Source organism: Numidum massiliense (assembly GCF_001375555.1).
In the GTDB taxonomy this organism is placed as follows: Bacteria; Bacillota; Bacilli; order Thermoactinomycetales; family Novibacillaceae; genus Numidum; species Numidum massiliense.
Window position 1 is genome coordinate 786,228 of record NZ_CTDZ01000009.1, and the last position, 20,427, is coordinate 806,654.

Here is a 20,427-nt window from a genome sequence, read left to right on the forward strand (position 1 = left end):
AATTAGGGTTAAGCAGCCGCCCATATTTCGAAAGATTCCCTAAGTATACCCTAAATATAGTCGACGTTCGTCAGGAGAGTTGTTGATCCGGGAGTAGAGAGTCGTTCGTCACCAGAATTATAAGGTTCATACGAGGAGGAAGATCAATGTTTGCCCATGAGTTATTGTACTTATCGCAAAGCGACGTCATCCGCTGTGGCGGTATGTCGATGCGTGCGGTAATGGCTGATTTGGCACACGTGTTGGCACTGCATGCGGCGGGGGATTACGTGCTTCCGCCGAAGGTGGTGCTTCGTTGGGGAGATTTGGACAGTGAAGGGGAGCGAGGACGTATTAACGGCATGCCCGGGTATGTCGGCGGTAGCGTCAACATCGCTGGCATGAAGTGGGTCGGCAGTGCGCCCCACAACCCGGCTAAATACGGGTTGCCACGCGCGTCGGCGCTCATCGTGTTGAACGATCCAGAGACGATGTTACCGCTTGCGGTCATGGACGGGACGGTCATTAGCGCGATGCGCACGGGCGGGGTGACGGGTGTGGCGGCGAGGTACTTGGCGCGCCCCGATGCGACGCTCGCCGGGATTATCGGCGCCGGGACGCAAAACCGCACCCAACTGATGGCGCTCAAAACGGCGTTACCGCAACTTGCGACGGTGCGCGTGTACGATTTGTCAGCGGAACGGGCGGCGGCGTTTGCGGAAGCGGTTAGTGCACAATTAGCTCTTGATGTGATACCGGTGACGAGCGGGGAAGAAGCGGTGCGCGGCGCTGATGTCGTCGTGACCGCCACGACAGCTAAACGACCGGTCGTAGAGGCGCCGTGGTTCGGGGCAGGCTGCTTTTATGCACACGTCGGCGGGTTTGAAGCGGAATACGAGGTAGTGGAACGTGCGGATCAGATCGTCGTCGACCATTGGGAAGGGATTAAGCACCGCGGCGCACAGACGCTCGCCTTGATGCACCGCGAGGGGCGTTTTTCCGACGACCAAATTGACGCGGAGCTGGGGGAGATCGTTACTGGCGACAAGTGTGGACGTACGGACGAGGAGGCGTTCATTTATTTTAATGCGGTCGGAATGGCGCTCGACGATTTGGTCGTCGCTAAGCGCGTGTATGACTGTGCGAAGACGCGTGGGGTTGGGACGTCGGTTCGTTTGTGGGAAGAGCCGGCGTTTGTGTAAGTGGTTGTACGTATATAAGGGTTGCGGATGGAACGAGTGAACGAGTCATCGCCTAGTGGTTCGGTGGGTGGTGGTTCATGTCAACCGCCGTTGCGAGGCGCTAGCCTCAGTCAATTGAGGGATCCGTTAGGCGGGCTGTTGTTATGTTTCCGCCTAACGGATTTTTTTAGGCTTGATGAATGCGAGTGGGGTTTAAATGCAAGGAACATCATTCCATGTTTCATTTGTAAACGTTTTATAACTATAGTAAAATGTACTGCATAATCGTGAGACTAGCAAATATAATAGAAAATGTTTTTGAGGGGGCCCATGAATGGTGGAATATTCATCCGGCGAGATTTCCAGATCAACATCAACGTGGCCTTCATTCTAAAAAGTGGCTCTTCGCTCTTTCTCATGGGTAAACCATGGGAGCCTTTTCGCGCTTAAAAGGTTCTCATAGACGAAAGCAGCCGTCAAGAAAAGCGCTTGACTCCTGCTTTCGTCTATGAGATGGGGCAGCTAAGCGGAAAGGCTAGTTATGCTTGCCTCGACGCGCAAGCCCGAATGTACAACTTGTTTGCAGTCATGTACACCATATGAATGAGATTTTGGGGATTACGGTAACCACGTGCCCTTCGCTTTGCCGCCTGTATAAGGCTATTGAGACCTTCTAAAAGACCGTTAGTCATACGTGTTGTAAACCAGCGCAAAATACCCTCCTTATGTTTCTTTATCGTCTTTGAGACACGTATAAATGGGGGTAATTGCGAGCGTGTTGCCCAGCCTAACCATTCATCTAAGAAAATGTCGGCAAAGAGTTGGTTAACCTGCCATAAATCCTGTAAAGCCAGTTTCATTCGATACGCCCGCCCCGTTTTAAGGTTACCATCTTTTAATCGCTCGAGTGTTTTCTTTTGATCGTTGGTTAACATATCTTCGTTCTTAAGCCAAATATATTTGGTTTTATGTAACTCCGGCGTCTGTTTTTGCTCTTCCTTTCGGACGTCGTCGACTGCCTCGTTAACCATTTTCATCACATGAAACTTGTCGAATGTGATCTGGGCGTGCGGAAAGGCGTCCTGAATCCCCCTAATAAAAGCGGGGGACATGTCACAGCACATTTCAGCGATTTGATCTGCATCTACCCCGTTGCTGGATAAGTGCTCTCGAAAGCGATGGATCGTCTCCGAGCCCTTTCCTTCGACAGCAAATAGAACCAGTTTACGATCCGCATCCACAAACAAGGTGATGTACTGGTGACCTTTACGAGAGGACGTTTCGTCTATCGCGACACGCTTTACATTAGACAGGTCAAGTTCCTCCATGGCTCTTTCCACGTAATGGCGAAAAATGCGCCATAACCGCGTGTCATGTTCACGTAGTTCACGAGAGGCAGCCTTCACTGGCATTTCCGACATTAGGCGCATCGCGTAGGATTCGAAATGCCAGGTAAAATGGGATGAGGGTCGAGACCAGCTGACGTGTACAGTGATGACCTTATGACATTGACGACAGGTTACACGAGGGACACGGGCATGGACATACGTTTTCCACTCCCAAAAATCTAAGTGCCGCCATGATTTTGAAGAAACATCGTATGCTTTGGAGGGGGTTCCACACGTTGGACATGGAAATTCGGCACCACGAGGGAAATCGAGATACAGGTTCCATTGTTCCTGTTCTTCGTCGTACGCCATGACTGTTAATTCCCAAGGTTTTTCGATTAAGAGCGCCGACTGCAATAGCTTAATTAACGTGGTATTCTCTGATGTGATCCACATAGTAACCATACCGCCTTTTCTATCTTTTTTAGCAGTATGGACAACTTTGGAATCAGCAATACCCATCAGCTATAGCGAGGAGGCTAAAAAGTCTACTTCTCGAAAACTATTTCCAAGGGGGAAAAAGTAATGAGTGATTTTAGTGCTAGACTAAAAAGTAGACACACCGAATCGGGGGATTATAATAAAACTAAATGATTCGAGGTGTTCTACATGAAACGTCGAAAGAATTACAATCGTGAATTCAAGCGTCAAACTGTCGAATACGTATTGGAACAAGGTAAAGCCGTGGCACAAGTTGCTCGCGAATTAAGCATATCGGAAAACACACTGTATCGCTGGGTCAATGAGTATAAACAAGACCCAGAAAATGCTTTTGTCGGAAGTGGCAACTTAAAGCCTGAAGATCAAACGATGCGTGACATGCAAAAGCGTATTCGGGATCTAGAGGAGGAAAACGCCATTCTAAAAAAGGCCATGCACATCTTCGCCAAAGACCGGCGCTAATATATTCCTTTATTTACAAACACCGCTTCAAGTTCCGTGTCGAGAAGATGTGCCAGGTGTTCAAGGTTTCCCGAAGCGGTTATTATCGTTGGTTAAAACGACCCGAAAGTGCGCGTGACAAACGGCGAAAGAAACTCGTTAAGCGCATTCATCACTATTACTTTCATTCGCGAAGATTATACGGTGCCCCAAAAATCACCGCATTGTTGCGAAAGGAAGGAGAACAAGTGTCCCAGCGAACGGTTTCCCGCTTAATGAGCCAACATCATTTACGGTCCCGAACGGTTAAGAAATACAAGGCGACGACGAATTCCAAGCATTCGTTTCCTGTTCACGCGAATACGTTAAATCAACAGTTTAGTGCGGAAACACCTAATCGCGTATGGGTCGCGGATATTACCTACGTGCCTACAGATGAAGGTTGGCTTTATCTCGCGAGTGTTATGGATTTATATTCACGTAAAATCGTTGGCTGGCATGTCGCCAAGCGAATGACCACGCACCTCGTATTAAAAGCGCTCGACAAAGCTTATCGTGTACGACGTCCTCAGCCATCACTGCTTCATCATTCGGATCGAGGTAGTCAATACGCGTCACACGACTATCAAGCGCGATTAGCCAAGTACGGTATGCAGTGCAGCATGAGTCGAAAAGGTAACTGCTTTGATAATGCGTGCATCGAATCGTTTCATAGTGTCATTAAACGGGAATTGGTGCACCTAACGTCATTTAGAACCCGTAAAGAAGCTGGGGTGGCTATCTTTGAATATATCGAGCTCTTTTATAACCGCCAAAGAATCCATTCGGCTATTGGCTATGTGTCACCTTGTCAGTTTGAACAAATGTATGATGGCCGCATGGAAGCGATCGCGTAGACGGCTTTATATGGAGAGGCGGGCATGATAGGCTTGTCTGCCAAGCGATCACTCGATACGAGGAGATCGCCCGATCGCTAACAGTCATACCCACGGAGGCTCCGTGTCAAGCCGTCACCTTAACCCGTAGGTGGTTGCATATTTCTCGATTTAATATGTCTACTTTATTGACATAGTACCACCTTTTATCAAAGAATTGATTGGGAAAAGGTAAAAGTGAAAAGGAAGATCAAGTATTACGGTGATATACTGACTTGGTTGGATGAATTGGGAATTAGCGAAATGGAAGTTGTTTTATTGTGGAACTATATTGACGATCCAGCCGTGAAAACAGATATAGTTTCTGCCGTAAAGGTAATTGATGACGTTACTGCAGTTGCGTCGGATACCTTCATACTATCTCCATCAACCGGCTATGTCATAGAATTTTACCATGAAGGAGAAGTTACGATAGGTTTACCGAATAGTAAAATAAAAGATGTGATTGATCACAATAGTCGTGATTAGCCAACTGTGTCTTCCCCGTTGCTAACTGTTTAAGGAGTGAAGTTCATGTGGGATATAAAAGGTCAAATTTTTGCCGCTTCGAATAAACTTGAAATTAAAGTAAAGGAGATCCCATATACGAGAACTGCAGAAATGAAAAACCTAATAGCAGCCAAGTTTACGGGTGGAATGAATGTTGAACCTATATGGGAAAGAATTAATGACGATGTAGCAGTACAGAATCCAGATGCATGGCAATGGGTTTCAGAGTTTGTAAATGATAATGAGGCTATTGTTTTTTTCAATACGTCGGATGAAAAGTCCTCGTTCATAATTTCGGGTGGCGAAAATATAGTGAATATCTTAGCTGAAACCTTTAATGTAGAGTTTTATCTTACCAACAAAGAGTTCGATTACTTGATTTGTTTTAATCATCACGACGTGCTAATAGCGAGTGGAACAGCCAAAAGGTGGCTGAGAAGGTACAAAACTGGCGAACTCGATAATTATCCCCAGTAATTTTGTAGGATCAGCAAAGCTGAACGTGAATATTACGACGCTTGCAATCGATGCTTCCGTCATTTCGGAAGATTATAGACGTGAAACAGAAATCAACCCCATGAATCGACCATTCGGTTGATTCGGCGCGCGAACTGCGGTGGTAAGATAGAAATAGATGGGGAGAAAGGGGATAACAGTATGAGTGCCAATCCGCCGATGATCGAAGTAAACAGTTTGTGTAAAAGCTTTGGCAATCGAAAAGCGCTAAACAATGTCAGCTTCCATGTACATTCGGGGGAAATTTTATGCTTTCTCGGCCCGAATGGCGCAGGAAAAAGTACGACGATCAATATTTTATCGACAACCTTGCGCGGCGATCAAGGGGAAATCCGCTTTCGCGGTGAGCCGTTCGACCGACTGACGAGACAATACAAGCGAGAGCTAGGAATTGTGCCTCAGGACGTAGCTGTATATGAAGATATTTCGGCAGAGGAAAACGTTCGGTTTTTTGCTTCGCTCTACGGACTGCGCGGCAAAGAACTGTCACAGAGGACGGATGAAGCACTGGAGATTGTCGGGCTTTCTGATCGGCGCAAGGACAAACCAAAGACATTCTCCGGCGGTATGAAGCGGAGGTTAAATATGGCCTGTGCGATTGCCCATCGGCCCCCATTGATCATCATGGATGAACCGACAGCGGGAATCGATCCACAATCCCGCAAGCATATCCTAGAATCAATCTGCAGGCTGCGAGACGAGGGAGCGACGATCATCTACACCACACACTATATGGAAGAGGTCGAGGAAATATCGACCCGCATTCTGATCATTGATCACGGAGAAGTGATTGCCTCAGGTACCAAAGAGGAATTAAAAGAACGTTTTGCTGATGAGAAGCGGTTTAAGGTGGAGGTAGAAGAAACAGATGAGATGCCGAAGCTGCATCTGTTTCGAATCGACGGGGTTAAGCGAGTGGACGTCAACGGCAATGTGATACGCATTTCAACGTTGAAGGGCATCGACAATCTGGATCAGATTATTGCCTACCTATCGTCTAGTGGTCTGAAAATCGTAAACCTGACCAGTTTCTCGCCCAGCCTGGAGATGGTGTTTCTCAATCTCACGGGTCGCACGCTGCGGAATTAAGGAGGCAAAGATCATGGCCGAACTGGAAAAAAGCATGGGCCCGGCGAACCCGAACTTGTTTGCGATCATGTTCAAAAGAGACCTGTTTAACCTGCTAACGGATGGGGGACTCCTGATCTACCATACCTTGTTTCCACTGCTGTTGATCATGACACTTGGCTACCTGGGCAGCGGCATTTACGGTGGTAGCGGTGTCACCGCATACGATTATTACAGTGTGACAATTATGATCTACAGCGCGTTGAATGTGTCCATCACAGCGGCAAACAGTTTTATGGAAAACAATCTGAAGCGAAGCAATTTGCGTGTTCTGTATGCACCCGTACCCAAATCTTTTGTATACCTGTCCAAAATCGCAGCGGCTTTTCTCTTTACCAGCGTCTGTTCTGTCGCACTTGTCCTCTTGCTCCAAACGGTGTTTGGTCTGGCTTTGGGTGGCAGCAATGTGATTTACACGATTGCCGTGTTACTCGGCCTCCATTTGTTCTCGGCATCACTGGGGGTTCTGCTCTGTTGCGTGTTTAAAAGTGAAGAGATGACGAACAAAATTCTCAGTATGGTAAACAATGTTCTCGCGATACTGGGTGGGTTATTTTTCCAGTTAGACAGCCTTGGGCGCTGGGCAGAAAATATTTCCTATCTGTCTCCGGCCAAGTGGGTAGCCGAAACGGTACTGCGTATCGTCTACGATGACGATTTTAGCTTTTTTTTACCAACGATGGCTACCTTTGTCGTTGCGTCGCTGCTCATCTTGTGGGGCTGTAAACGAACGTTTAAAACGGAGGATTACGTATGAGGATGACCTTTCGCATTTTTAGCAATCATGTGCTTCGGATGTGGAATCGCCGGAATGTCATTGTCATCACGTTGTTAATGACGATGGCCGCGGTTGCGTTTGCTGTCTTTTTTACGAGCCAGATCGAATTGAAGGGTAACGTCGCAGTCGTGGCCAGTACGACAGCCAGCCTGCCACTCGATGAAAAAAACTACAGCGTTCACTACCTAGAGCAGGCGCCCTTACAGTCCGAGTTGGTGCGCAACAAATACGATGCGGTCGTTACGCTTGAAAGAGACGGCTCGTATCAGATCGAGACGTTAAAAACCGATCGGTTCAAGGAGGAACTGGAGCAGGCGATCGCCGGGTCAGATTCTGCAGTCCCGACGAAAAAGAAACGGAGTTTGCAAAACAGCATCCTGGGCTTTCTCAGCATGTTATTGTTAGTCCAAGCTTTATTTTACTTTCAGTTGTTCTCAGACGACAAAAAAACAGGTACACTTCGCCGAACGGCTGTATCCCCGGCAGGCATTGCCCCCTATTTGATAGCCCAGTGCCTATTTGGATTTTTAGGCGTTTATGCTCCGGCGTGGCTCGTACTGGCGATAACCAAGGGAATCGGGCTCGACATCGGTTTCAGCCTCGGGATGTACGCGCTCTTGTTGATCTTCCCTGCGCTCTTGGCCGTCTCCTTCGCTTTGTTCATAGCGGCCTGGATCGAAAATGCCGACACGGGACTATCACTCGCATCAGGGATCATTATCATCAGCTCCTTGCTATCGGGCAGTTTTTACAAGATCGATCACCAAAATGGAGTCATGGAGGCAATCTCCAATGTTTTACCGCAGAAGCAATTTATCCTGCTGGTGGATGGAGTGGAAGCGCATGGAACTTTGTTGCAGAATATGGGGAATGGCCTTTATGTGATTGCTGTTTCACTAGCTTTGGGGGTAGCTGGCTGGTTTATCTGCCGCCATCGTCTGTACAAAGGATGGTACGGATGAGAGCCGCATTCGTGGTACTATAGGAGTAAAACAGCATGCATGCGAATGAGGCAGGTGAACACGGAAGATGGGCAGATTTCAACTGCTTGCTGCCAAATTAAAAGCACCCGCGCCACGGAAGCGATATATTCCACGTCCCCGTTTGTACCAAAAGCTTGACAGGCTGCTCGATCACAAGGTGACAGTCGTACAAGGCTCGGCGGGAAGCGGAAAAACGACATTACTGACTACATATATGAGAGAGCGGCCCAACCTGGAGTGGCGCTGGATTACCCTTGACGAAACAAATAACGATGTGCGTTCCTTTTGGGCTTATATGCTCAAAGCCTTACAGGATCAACTCGGTCAAGAGCCGGAGCAATTGGAGCCACTGTTTGATGCGTTGTCACAACAACCAAATGTCGAACATTTACTCGTCCTTTTCGTAAATCGGCTGGAGGAATGCGGTGCATCGGGGATCATCGTGCTGGATGATTTTCATGTGTTGCATCACCCGCTCTTGTTGGAAAGTTTGACCTTCTTTATCAAATACAGTCCCGATGCCATCCGGCTGGTGCTGCTGACGAGAGAAACGCCGACCCTCTACCTCGGGGAGCTGGTGATGGCTGGAAAGTATCTGGAGATCGGAGAACAAGAGCTTGTGTTCTCCCGTGCAGAAGCGGATGTCTTTTTATCGCAAACGCTTGGCCTGACGCTTACATCTTCTGCGACGGATCGGTTGTACGCATGGTCAGAAGGCTGGGTAGGCGGCTTGCAGTTGTCGGCGATTGCGCTTGGGCAGCGGACCCAAACATGGTCAGGGTCGACTAGCGCTTTGAATAAATACATGACCGACTATTTATCAAATGAAATTTTGCTGTCTGTATCGGGGCGAGAAAAACAATTCATGTTGCAAACATCGGTGCTTACCTATTTCCATGAAACGATTTGTAACCGCATGCTCGGAATCAACGATGCGGGAGACGTGATTGCCCAGTTGGTGAAAAAGCATTTGTTCGTGATCACAGTGGACGAAGATGAGGGAATTTATCGCTATCACCAGGCATTTGGAGAGTTTTTACGGGCAAAGCTACGCGAGCAGGGCGAGGATGCAGTGCGCTCGCTTCATCTGAAGGCAGCTAAAGCTTACGAAGCGTTTGGCAGTGGTGAAGAAAGTCTGCAGCATTATTTGAGCGCAAAAGCGTTTGAAGATGCCATCCGACTATTGACCGCGAAAGAGTATCGCTTCCACAGCTGGACGTATTTGCGGCAAATCCCTCTGGACGTATTATCACAGTGTAGGCCGCTTTTGTTTCAGCGGTTGTTTTATCATGTAGGCAACTTGGAGATAGAGGACATTCGCGAGATCATCCGTTTGACACTGCCACACCGAGACGACGACGGTCTGTGGAGTTTGTTTCAGTTGTACCGCTTCCTGCTCGGCGATGACATCGCCGATTTACCAACTGGATTGGATTGGATTGACGATCTGGAGCTGCTCGAATTGGATGCCGTCACCCGCGCGATTGTACTCGTTACGGGCGCGACGATTTTGTCGCTAAAAGATCACTATGCGACAGCGATGGATTGGCTCGGTCAAGCGATGCGCTTGGAGCGACAGGCGCCCAATCCGTATTTGCGCTATTTCATTTTGAGCAACCAGGCCCAGGTACTGGAAGCGATGGGTCTGCTATCGGATTGTCTGCCGCTGTACGAGGAAATGTTCCGGCTGTGCGAGCAACAGCCGATGCTTCATTCTGCGAGGGTATTCACCTGGATTGGTCTGATCGGCATCCAGTTGAAGAAAATGCAACTTGATCAGGCAGAAGAGGCTTTCACTGCGATTAGGCCGCTCTTGGAAAGCGGTAAACATCAGCTGCAAAGCGCCTACTTATACAACAAAATGGAGTTGTGCGCACTAAACGGCGATCGGGAGGGGGCGATCGCGTTGCTCCATGAACTGGATGCCTATCCACTCTTCCAAAACCCCACGTATCTCGCCTCTACGTTAAAGTATCTGCTCAGGTACAGTTTGCGCAATGTCGAGAGGGAAAACGCCGTATTGGAGCGGGTGGAAGGAGAGCATTCGGCGTCTACGGCTCGTTTGGAAGACCATCTAGTGTGCGCGCGGATTTGGGCCGCAAGAGGGGAACATCTGCGAGCGCTTGAACATCTTGACCAGTTATTACCCTACGCCCGAAAGTACGGGATTCGCACGATACTGGTAGAAGGGCTGCTGCTCAAGCTAACTGTTTTGTTAACTAATTCACGTCTTTCCGGAAAAGGGATTTTGCATGCCTTGCGGGAAGCGATTCACTACGGGTACGAGCACGAGCATCTAGCTCCGTTTTTTCTGGAAGCCGAGAAGATCCGACCTTATATTGGCGCACTGATAGAGGACCCCGACCAGGAGTTGAATTCGGGAGAAAAGCGATTTGCACAACGCATTCAGTCGATGATTGAATCTCAAGCAAGTTCGTGTACATCTGCATCGAGAGACACCGCCGGGCAAGAGACGACGGTACTCAGTGAGCGCGAGCTCGAGGTATTGCAGGTGCTGGCAACCGGTCGGACGAACAAAGAGATTGGGGCAGAGCTTTGCATCTCGCTGGGAACAGTGAAGTCCCATATCATTAATATTTATGCAAAGCTAGAGGTGTCCAATCGTGTATCAGCAGTTGAAAGAGGCAGAGAACTGGGGTTGCTGTGAAGATGATGGTGATATACTGGCTTGGTTAGATGGAATTGGAAACCAGCAGTAACCCAACATAGGCACAAGAGGACAGAATAACACTGTCCTCTCAGAACTTCGATTCTCGATATCCCGCATTAATTGTTTTCAAATCCCACGTTTACACCAACTACTCCCGCGTTGTCCCGGCCGCAACTTCCATATCCGTAAGATCTGCGATAGTTCCACTGCCTGCTGCAACAATGGAACCTTCCACATCCGCCTCACGCGACGGTGCCCCCGATGTGTCTCCGCCACTTCCCGGTGTGCCCCAACACTCTACGTTTTTCAGCCCGGGGATGTTGTCGACGTGGAAGACGGGGTCTTTTCCTGCTTTGCGTTGCCGCGTGTAATCTTGTAGGGCGGCGAAGGCGATTTTTCCGAGTAGCGCAATGGCGATTAAGTTCGTGACCGCCATCAACCCCATGAACAAGTCGGCCATGTTCCACACGAGCTCCACTTTCGCCACGGCGCCGAAAACGACCATGCCGATCGCGATGAAGCGATACAGAAACACCCACGTTTTGTCCTGCGTAATAAACTCGATATTCGTTTCCCCGTAATAGTAGTTTCCAATTAGTGAACTAAAGGCAAACAGCAGAATAGCGATCGCGACAAAGCTCGTCGCCCAAGAACCGACTTGTGCACTTAGCGCTTCTTGTGTCACGACGATGCCGTTCGTGGCCTCAACATCAAACTGTTGCCCGGAAAAAAGAATAATAAACGCCGTCGCACTACAAATTAACAAAGTATCTGCAAATACGCCAAGCGCCTGAATCAAGCCTTGCTTGACCGGGTGCGAAACTTCCGCTGTCGCCGCGGCGTTCGGGGCACTCCCCATCCCGCCTTCGTTGGAAAACAGCCCGCGTTTAATGCCGTTCATCAAGGCAGCGCCGACCGCTCCCCCAGCGACCTGTTCAAAACCGAAGGCGTGTTTGACAATCGTCGCAATGACGTCCGGAATGAGCGTAAAGTTTTTCATCATGACGTAAAGGGCGACGAGTACATAGCCGGTGGCCATAATCGGTACGATGACGCTGGACACTTTAGCGATCCGCTGCACCCCGCCGAAAATGATCAATCCGAAAAGCGCGGCGACGATGAGTCCCATCGTGAGCATGTCCGTATCGAACGCGTGTTGGAAGGCGTTCGTCATCGTGTTCGTCTGCACGGCGTTAAAGACGAAGCCGAAACACAAGGTAATCAATACGGCAAAAAGGATGCCCATCCAACGTGCATTTAACGCTTTTTCCATGTAATAGGCAGGACCACCGCGGTAACTGCTGCCGTCTTTTACTTTATAAATTTGTGCCAGCGTGCTTTCGACAAAACTGGAGGCCGCCCCGATCAGCGCGATAAGCCACATCCAAAAAACAGCCCCTGGTCCGCCGGCAGTAATTGCCAGGGCGACACCGCTTAGATTACCTGTGCCAACCCGTGAAGCAGTACTAATACAGAACGCTTGAAAAGAGGAAACACCCTTTTTCCCCTTTTTTCCTTTGGAAGGGCTATCACCTAATAACCGAAACATTTCCCCTAAGTATCTAAACTGAACAAATTTTGTTCGAATGGTAAAGTAAACACCTAGTACGAGCAGTAAACCGATCAACACATAAGTCCATAAGATCGTATTTCCGACGTCGGTGACGTTTTCCAGCACGGAAATGGCGCCTACTCCGAATCCTATAAAGAAATCGCTAATCCTTGTAATAACCTCTTCCATAACAACACTCCTTACTTAGAGAATTATCAAAAATTGCCTTAGTTAATGCGCGCTATTTACGTTCGCTAACAAGACATAGGGGACCACAAGACATAGGGGACTTTTTACATTAAGATTACTTTATCATACTTATTACAAAACGTTCAATAGGAGAATGCGATTCGCTTGGAATAGTGGATAAAAATATTAAATGTAGGAATGTTATTATATACTTGTTTAACGCTAAACGTTCTTAATGAATTTGTAACAGAGAATCCGTTGACGAGAGCTTGTATATGTAATAAATTGAGTGAGGAAAAACTATATATTGTGTTTGTATCGTAGTTTACCATCTATATATAGGGGTATTATCTTCCGATTTTTGTTGATCGCTTTGTGCGTTTCGGGCAATTTTATGCGTTTCGAAAAAATAATATATCAAAGCGTGTAAAGGATTTACTTACATCACGAGTTAATAGTGAATTAATAGTGGGTTAATAGTGAGTTAATAGTGAGTTAAACGGTGTGTGGTTAATGAGTTTAATAAGTGATATAGAGTGTGCTTTAACACGAGGGAGAGTGTCCAATGATGAATCAGACAGAGATCGCAACTGGCGATGAAAAAGTAGGGGTAGGAGTAGGAAAAAAAACTTATCGCACGTCAAGCATTCCCGCTTCAAGAAGACCTGTGACAAGTGGACCTGCGTCAAGTGAACCTATGACAAGTGGATCTGCGTCAAGTGAATCCGTGTCAAGTAGACCCACGTCAAATGGATCCGTGTTAGGTATTTCCGTCTCAAGTAGGCCCGCATCAAATAGATCTACGTCAAATTTTCCGGCGAAAATGGGCGCTGTGGCCAGTCGTCTAGTGCCGAGCGCGCAAGCTGAAGAAGTGTCAGCGTTAGAAACCGAAGGGGAAATGCCAACAGCCGAGAGTAGGGCTGACAGCCGTTTACTCGGTGCGTTTCGCGACATTTTGTTCGGCGGGAGCCACGATTTATTGCAGGAAAATGCCAACGTCGACGGACGTTCGCCGATGGGATTGATGGCGAAGCTGGCCGGGGAAGGGAGTAAGTTTTTTACGGAGGAGTACTTACTCAGTGACAACGTGCGGCGGGCGGTCGAAGACAACTTAATTTACATACATGACGCCGATTTTTTAGCGACGGGGACGACGACGTGCTGTCAAATCCCGCTCGGAAAACTGCTAGAGAACGGTTTTAATACAGGGCACGGGTTTATGCGTACGCCGCAAGATATAAAAAGCGCGCTGGCACTTGCGGCGATTATTTTACAAGCGAACCAAAACATGCAACACGGGGGACAGGCGTTCCCGATGTTTGATTACGATTTGGCGCCGTACGTCGAGCGGACGTTTCAAAAAAATTTGCGGCGCATCCAAAGCTACCCGACGACGTACACCGCAGAACAGGAAGTGGCCCGCGCGTGGGAGGAGACGGATCGCGACACATACCAGGCGTGTGAGGCGTTCATCCACAACGCGAACAGTATGCATTCCCGCGGTGGGGGACAAGTGCCGTTTATTTCCGTCAATTACGGGACGGATACGTCGCGGGAAGGGCGTATGCTCATAAAAAATTTGCTCTTGGCGACGCAAGCGGGGCTCGGAAAAGGGGAGACGCCGATCTTCCCGATTCAAGTGTTTAAACTGAAGGAAGGAGTCAATTTCAACCCGGGCGATCCGAATCACGATTTGTACGAGCTGGCGCTAGAGACGACGAGTCGTCGCCTCTTTCCGAACTTCAGTTTTTTAGATGCGCCGTTTAATGCGGCCTATAACGACGGGACACCGGAAAGTGAAGTAGCGTACATGGGTTGTCGCACGCGCGTGATGGGTAACTTGCACGGGGCAGAGACGAGCATCGGGCGTGGGAACTTATCCTTCACGTCGGTGAACTTAGTGAAAATCGCGCTCTTGAGCGACGATGTGCCGCAGTTTTTTGCCCGTTTGGACGAGGTGATCGCGGTCGTCGTGGAACAACTATTGGCGCGGTATAAGTTTCAATGCGCGAAGCGCGCCGCTAATTTCTCCTTTTTGTATTCGCAAGGTGTGTGGCGTGGTGGGGAAACGCTGGCGCCGGAGGAGACACTAGAAGAGGTGTTGAAGCAAGGGACACTTAGCATGGGCTTTATCGGGTTGGCCGAGGCGCTCGTAGCCCTGACGGGGGAACATCACGGTGAAAGCGAGGCGGCGTGGCAACTCGGGCAACAAATCGTACGGCACATGCGGCAGGCGATGGATGAAGCGACCGCTCGTTATCAGCTGAACTTTACGCTGTTAGCGACGCCAGCGGAAGGGCTGTCGGGGAAGTTTGTCGCGAAAGACAGGGAGGCGTTCGGCGACGTTCCGCGGGTGACGGATCGGAACTATTACACGAACAGCTTTCATATCCCGGTGTATTACCGCGTGAAGGCAATCGACAAGATCGAGCGGGAAGCGCCGTTTCACGCGTTGTGCAATGCCGGGCACATTACGTACATCGAATGTGACGGCAATTTGCGCCACAATACGGCGGCCGTCGACGCACTCGTGCGGGCGATGCACCGCACCGGGATCGGTTACGGTTCGATCAACCACCCGGTTGACCGCTGTAAACAGTGTGGGTATGACGGGACGATCGATAGTGCCTGTCCGGTTTGTCATACGTCTGACGAAGGGCAAATCGAGCGCATTCGCCGCATTACCGGTTACCTCGTCGGCGACCTTACCCGCTGGAACAATGCGAAGCGGAGCGAAGAACGAGAAAGGGTTAAGCATTCGTGAGAGTACTCGACATTTTACACGACTCGGTCGTTGACGGCACGGGCCTGCGGACAGTCGTCTTTTTCGCTGGCTGTCCGCACCATTGTCCCGGTTGCCACAATCCGCGCAGTTGGAACGTCGCTGGCGGGCGGGACATGACGCTCGCCGACGTGTTAGCGGAACTGGACGCGAACCGCTTGAACGATGTCACCTTTTCCGGAGGGGAGCCATTTTTGCAAGCGGCGGAAGTGAGTGAGTTGGCTGCCGCAGTAAAACAGCGGGGCAAAAATTTGTGGGTTTACACCGGTTATACGTTGGAGGAATTGTTGGCGGAAGGGGATCGGGCGCGGTTAAAGCTGCTGGCGCAGTGCGACGTGCTCGTCGACGGCCCTTTTGTACGCGCGGAACGCGACTTGTCACTCCCGTTCCGCGGCAGTCGCAATCAGCGCATTCTGCCGCGGCAGGAGTGGTGCGACCGCTTGCCGCGGCCGCTGTAACGTTGGTGACTTTTGGGGAGGTACGTGCCATTCAGGGTGGCTCGTGACGTACGAGTAGTGCGAGTGATGGATGGCGCGGTAGATCTAGGTGCCGCGTACCGCACGAGTAACGAGTGGCGCGGCATCATCCTTCCCTACACTTACTCGTCGGTAACTTCGACCGTAAATGAATCGATCGCTGTGCCACCGACTGTGACGTCGACGCGCCACACCCCTTTGTGTGGGAGGGGCTTGAGGTCCGTTTCCGGAGTCGTGGCAAACGTGCCGCGCTGCGACCCGTTTAACGCCGTCTTGCTAAGTCTGACCCGTTCTCCCGTGAGGCGGTGAGTGGCCGTCGCGATGAGTGTTTTGTTTGCGTACTGTTTGGACGGGTCATTGACGTACCATTTAAGCCCTGTCGCAGGCTCCTTCGTAATAAACGCGGTCGGAGTGAGACCGACTTTGTCCGGTACGCCGATCACATCGTCAGGAAAGATGACGTTGTGTGCAGCATCGGTTATGGCGACTGGTTCGCTTTCGCGCCATTCTGCTTCCGACTCTTTACTTTCGCCGACGTTGACGACTACTTTTTCTCCGCGAACATCTAATTCCCACTCGCCTGGGGTTGGGAATGAGAGCAGTCCTTCGTAAATCGTCTCTGGGACATTGTCCATGGCGCGTATGACACTGCCGCCCTTCGTTAATGAAAACGTCGCTCTTTGGTCGTTGTTAAGCGAACGGGCGCGGATGTCGAGCGCCTTTTCTTTTTGTTCACCACTGGCGAACAGAGTGGCATGTATCTTGCCGACTTTGACGTCGTCCCGGGAAACAGAGAAGTAGGACGATTTCGTGCGGATAAAGTCGTCTTTTACATTGACGACGAAAGAGGCGAAGTGGGTGCCGTCGATGTTGATGTCAATGCGCCATAACCCTTTGCGCGGGAAGGGTGCAAAGGTGGTTAATGCGTGGGCGTCTTCGCCGTACAGTCCGTTCGTTAATTCGGAGCGGTCAAGGGTGAATGCTTCTCCCGTTTCCTCGTGGACAGCTGTGGCGAGGAGTTGTTTGCCGACTAGTTTTTTGCTGTCGCCCCACACATACCAGAACATTTTTGCAACCGTTTCCGACGCGCCTGCGACGATGGAAACATCGCCGTTATCGAGAAAACCGACCTTACCTTCGATCCCTCTCACGCCTTTCGGATAGACGACAGAGCCGTCTTTGTCCAACAGGTCGAAGCGTGGGCTGACTTTCCATCCATGGCGCGAACTAACATCGACAACTGTTTTCTCGCCGAGTACCTCAAGCTGCCATTTGCCCGGCGTGTCGAACAGGAAGGTGCCGCTATAGCTACCGTCCTCACTGGTAAATTTAAACGTCCTTTGTTTTTTACGCTCGTTTAGCGGAAAAGCGCGCACGTCGAGTGCCTTTTGCTTGTCCGGTTGACTCGGTACGTCTAACCAGACGCGAAGCGGCTTGTAGACGACGAGATCGTCCGGCGAGATGTCGAAGGTGGCCGTTTTTGTCTTGACGTATCCTTCTTTCACACGGACGACGATGGAATCGAAGTAGTTTCCGTCAAGAGTCACGTCGATGCGCCACAGCCCTTTCTCCGTTAACGGAGCGAACGATGTGAGCGCGCTTGCATCTTCACCGTAGATTCCGGACTCTAGCTTCGATTTGTCGAGGGTGATTTTTTTTCCGCTTTCTTGGTGTACGGCAGTGGCGACAAGCTGTTTACCGACAAGTTTGTCTGCGTCGCCCCACACGTACCAAAACATTTTCGCGACAGTTTCTTGGACATTAGCGATAAACGGCGTACCGCCGTCTTCGCGGAAACCAATTTTTCCTTTCACGCCTCGGACGCCACTCGGAAAGACGAGGGAGCCGTCTTTGTCGTACAAGTCGAAGAGCGGGCTCTCTTGCCACGGCACGTCGATCTGCACTGGTTTTTTCTCTTCCCGAGCGTCCGTAGCATTTGCCGGTTCGTTGGAGTCGGCTGTTTGCTCGGCGCCACTTTTTTGCTCTGCTGTCGAGGGCGCAGTGGGGGAGGATTCTTCTTGGCCCATCGGCCCAGGTAGTGCCCCCCAACCTTTAACTACGATCGCGAACAGACAAGTAGCGGCTAGCGCGACCGCGATGTGGCGCCACGTGCGCTTTCGCTTGAGTTGCCTCTCCGCGCGACTGTTGGCGCGCCGCAAGGTGTGTAAGATGCGCTCACTCGCCTCTGGGGTCAGTGGTTCGCGCGATAATTGTTTGACTTGATTGAAGAGTTCATCCGTGTTTTCTGGCAACATGACTATTTACTCCTCCTTCCATGTGATCATATGCTTGGCGTAGCGCTTTCAGCGCACGGTGTAGGGTGACGTTGACGCGCGTTTTGCTCCAACCGAGAATGTCGGCTGTCTCTTGCGGTGTAAACTCCTCCAGTGCGCGCAGTAGCAGGACTTCGCGGTGGGGGCGCTTTAACGTGCGGATCGCTGCGTACAGTTCAGCCTGCCCTTCCTGTGCGGACAGGACGTCTTCCGGTGTTGGTGTCGGCAGCGGGGCCGCGGTGTCGGCAGCTGTAGCGCGTTGCAGGAGTCGCTCGGCGACGAACTGTTTCCGTCCGTCGTCGACCGCGACGCGGCGGGCGATGGCAAACAGCCACGTCTTCGGGCTCGATCGCTTTTCAAAGGACGGCAGTCCCTTCAGTGCTTTTAAAAACACGTCTTGGACGAGATCCTCCACATCGTTTTTTCCAGAGTAATAACGGAGATAATTGTGTACATCAGAACCGTAAGCCGTAAACCACGCTTCTAGTTCGGAAAAATCCGCCACACAGCTTTCCTCCTTTCCACTTTCATATGTTCCCTGTATAAGAGCGCCATTCAGTTGTCCGCTTACTTATTAGACGTTGCTTAGGAGTTATAATTACACGAGACAATAAAACGCATCGAGAGTAGCCAAAACGTATCAGGAGAAGGAAGAACATGACTGGAAATATAACGGAAGGTGCAATAACATAACGGCAGGTGTAGCACGAACATGACGGCAAAATATAACAGCTGTAGCAATAACATAACATTACGGGAGTAGCAAAGAGGCCACCCTCCACCCACTGTCGGGGGAAGGGTGGTCTTGCTAGGTGTCCTTACTACCGGTCAAGCGTGAGCGAGTAGTCGACTTTTCCTTTGAGCACGAACACGGTGTAGAGGATGCCGATGACGAGCCAGCCGCCGCCGAGTAACATCGCCGTCGTGTGCAAACTAGAAAACAGCCACAAAATGAGCAACGCACCGATACTTGGAGCGATTAAATAGCGGATGACGTCGCCGCGTGCTCTTTTTTTGCCGCGGATAAAATAGTGGGCGATCACGGACAAGTTGACGAACAAAAAGCCGAGTAACGCCCCGAAGCTAATAAACGAATAAATGATCTCCAATTCGCCGAGCACAGCGGTGAGCGATATAGCGCCGATGAACACGATGTTGAAGACAGGCGTCTTGTACTTCGGGTGGATGTAGGCGAACGGCTTGGGCAAAGCCCCTTCGCGGCCCATAGCGTAAAGTAAGCGCGAGGCACTGGCGTGCGCCGAGAGCGACGCTGAAAAGATGGCGACGATCGTTCCGGAGAGGAAGAACGCCTTTAAAAACGAACCGCCGACGAACACAGCAATTTCTAGGGCTGCCGCATCCGTATTTTTAAAGCTCGTGAAGTCCGGGTGGACGAGTTGCAACACGTACGAGGTGCCGATAAACATGACCCCGCCTAACAGAGCGATGAGAAAAATGGCACGCGGCAACGTTTTGGTCGGGTTGATCGTCTCTTCGGACAACGTCGTAACTGCGTCAAATCCTAAAAAGGAAATACACAAGATCGAAGCGCCGGCCAAAACAGGAGACAGTTCCATTTGCGCCGTATAAAAGGGATCGGCAGAGAGCAGGGTCGCCATTCCCATCCCTTCGTTTATTCCGTGAATGACAAAGCCGACAAATACGAACAGGACGAGCGTTTGAAAAGTGACGAACAAACTCGTGATCGCAGCCGTTAATTGAATGCCAAATATATTGATCGTCGTAATAATGACAGCCAAGATCGGGACCCACACGGTGATCGGGATGCTTGGAAAGGCAGCGGAAAGGAAAACACCGCCAATCGCCAAATCGACCATCGGCAAAAACAAATAGTCGAGCAGGACGGCCCAGCCGACGAGAAAACCGACCGTCGGGTGAATGCTTTTTTGCGTGTATGTAAAGATCGAGCCGGCCGAGGGATAAGCTTTTACCATCTTTCCATAACTGTACGCGGTAAAAAGGAGCGCGACTAAGATGGCGACGTACGCAGTGGCGACGTGGCCTTTCGTCACTTGGGCGACGACGCCGTACGTATCTAACACGACGAGCGGATCCATATAAGCAAGCCCGATGAGGACGAGCGGGATCAGCGTCAACGTCCGTTTTAATTGATTGTTCGAAGCATCGTTTTTCACATCTGTCGTCAATCTAAAATCCTCCCAACAGTTAACAGTAGCGTCTTTTATGAAGTTGCGTTCTCTAGC

14 protein-coding genes and 1 pseudogene are annotated in these 20,427 nt (G+C 50.2%); 10 read left to right on the plus strand and 5 right to left on the minus strand.

Translation table 11 applies throughout. The annotated features are described in order from the left end of the window. The first annotated feature begins 146 nt into the window (after window positions 1-146). Window positions 147-1,181: an ornithine cyclodeaminase gene (locus BN1247_RS04295; RefSeq protein ID WP_054949290.1), complete on the plus strand. Its 1,035-nt coding sequence runs from the start codon at window positions 147-149 to the stop codon at window positions 1,179-1,181. 518 nt (window positions 1,182-1,699) lie between these two features. Here the strand turns inward: BN1247_RS04295 and BN1247_RS04300 are convergent. After that, on the minus strand, window positions 1,700-3,010 hold the full coding sequence (locus BN1247_RS04300; protein ID WP_231633131.1) for an ISL3 family transposase: 1,311 nt from the start codon (window positions 3,008-3,010) through the stop codon (window positions 1,700-1,702). Window positions 3,011-3,157: 147 nt separating this feature from the next. On the opposite strand from BN1247_RS04300, the gene BN1247_RS04310 reads away from it, so the two are divergent. From BN1247_RS04310 to BN1247_RS04340, 7 genes and pseudogenes are all read left to right on the plus strand, one after another. Continuing rightward, a protein-coding gene (locus BN1247_RS04310) for an IS3 family transposase (protein WP_261796060.1) occupies window positions 3,158-4,326 on the plus strand; the annotation gives its coding sequence in 2 pieces (ribosomal slippage) (window positions 3,158-3,419 and window positions 3,419-4,326; 1,170 coding nt in all). A 189-nt stretch (window positions 4,327-4,515) separates the two neighbouring features. Next, window positions 4,516-4,833, plus strand: a pseudogene (locus BN1247_RS04315) (CDI toxin immunity protein); the annotation flags it as partial. A 45-nt stretch (window positions 4,834-4,878) separates the two neighbouring features. Then, entirely contained in the window at window positions 4,879-5,331 is a 453-nt protein-coding gene (locus BN1247_RS04320; protein ID WP_054949294.1) for a DUF6756 family protein, read from the plus strand. 180 nt (window positions 5,332-5,511) lie between these two features. After that, window positions 5,512-6,459 (plus strand): ABC transporter ATP-binding protein, encoded by a 948-nt coding sequence (locus BN1247_RS04325; protein ID WP_054949295.1) that lies wholly within the window; start codon window positions 5,512-5,514, stop codon window positions 6,457-6,459. A gap of 13 nt (window positions 6,460-6,472) precedes the next feature. Beyond that, entirely contained in the window at window positions 6,473-7,255 is a 783-nt protein-coding gene (locus BN1247_RS04330) for an ABC transporter permease (RefSeq protein WP_054949296.1), read from the plus strand. Then, on the plus strand, window positions 7,252-8,238 hold the full coding sequence (locus tag BN1247_RS04335) for an ABC transporter permease (RefSeq protein WP_054949297.1): 987 nt from the start codon (window positions 7,252-7,254) through the stop codon (window positions 8,236-8,238). The genes BN1247_RS04330 and BN1247_RS04335 overlap by 4 nt, the downstream gene beginning before the upstream one ends. Window positions 8,239-8,305: 67 nt before the next feature. Then, window positions 8,306-10,927 (plus strand): winged helix-turn-helix domain-containing protein, encoded by a 2,622-nt coding sequence (locus tag BN1247_RS04340; RefSeq protein ID WP_054949298.1) that lies wholly within the window; start codon window positions 8,306-8,308, stop codon window positions 10,925-10,927. Window positions 10,928-11,078: 151 nt separating this feature from the next. On the opposite strand, the gene BN1247_RS04345 is transcribed toward BN1247_RS04340, so the two are convergent. Continuing rightward, window positions 11,079-12,671, minus strand: a complete 1,593-nt coding sequence (locus BN1247_RS04345; protein ID WP_231633133.1) for an alanine/glycine:cation symporter family protein — start codon at window positions 12,669-12,671, stop codon at window positions 11,079-11,081. A gap of 898 nt (window positions 12,672-13,569) precedes the next feature. Between BN1247_RS04345 and BN1247_RS04350 the strand changes: the two genes are divergently transcribed. Beyond that, window positions 13,570-15,435, plus strand: coding sequence for an anaerobic ribonucleoside triphosphate reductase (locus tag BN1247_RS04350; RefSeq protein WP_054951485.1), 1,866 nt, complete (start codon window positions 13,570-13,572; stop codon window positions 15,433-15,435). Then, entirely contained in the window at window positions 15,432-15,911 is a 480-nt protein-coding gene (gene nrdG / locus BN1247_RS04355; protein ID WP_054949299.1) for an anaerobic ribonucleoside-triphosphate reductase activating protein, read from the plus strand. The genes BN1247_RS04350 and nrdG overlap by 4 nt, the downstream gene beginning before the upstream one ends. A gap of 140 nt (window positions 15,912-16,051) precedes the next feature. Here the strand turns inward: nrdG and BN1247_RS04360 are convergent, their stop codons facing one another. The 3 genes from BN1247_RS04360 to BN1247_RS04370 all read right to left on the minus strand — a co-directional run bounded on the left by BN1247_RS04360 (window position 16,052) and on the right by BN1247_RS04370 (window position 20,358). Further along, window positions 16,052-18,184: a hypothetical protein gene (locus BN1247_RS04360; RefSeq protein WP_054949300.1), complete on the minus strand. Its 2,133-nt coding sequence runs from the start codon at window positions 18,182-18,184 to the stop codon at window positions 16,052-16,054. Further along, window positions 18,162-18,707 (minus strand): RNA polymerase sigma factor, encoded by a 546-nt coding sequence (locus BN1247_RS04365; protein WP_054949301.1) that lies wholly within the window; start codon window positions 18,705-18,707, stop codon window positions 18,162-18,164. The genes BN1247_RS04360 and BN1247_RS04365 overlap by 23 nt, the downstream gene beginning before the upstream one ends. 316 nt (window positions 18,708-19,023) lie before the next feature. Further along, complete coding sequence (locus BN1247_RS04370; protein ID WP_054951486.1) at window positions 19,024-20,358, minus strand: APC family permease; 1,335 nt, start codon at window positions 20,356-20,358, stop codon at window positions 19,024-19,026. Between the last annotated feature and the right edge of the window lie 69 nt (window positions 20,359-20,427).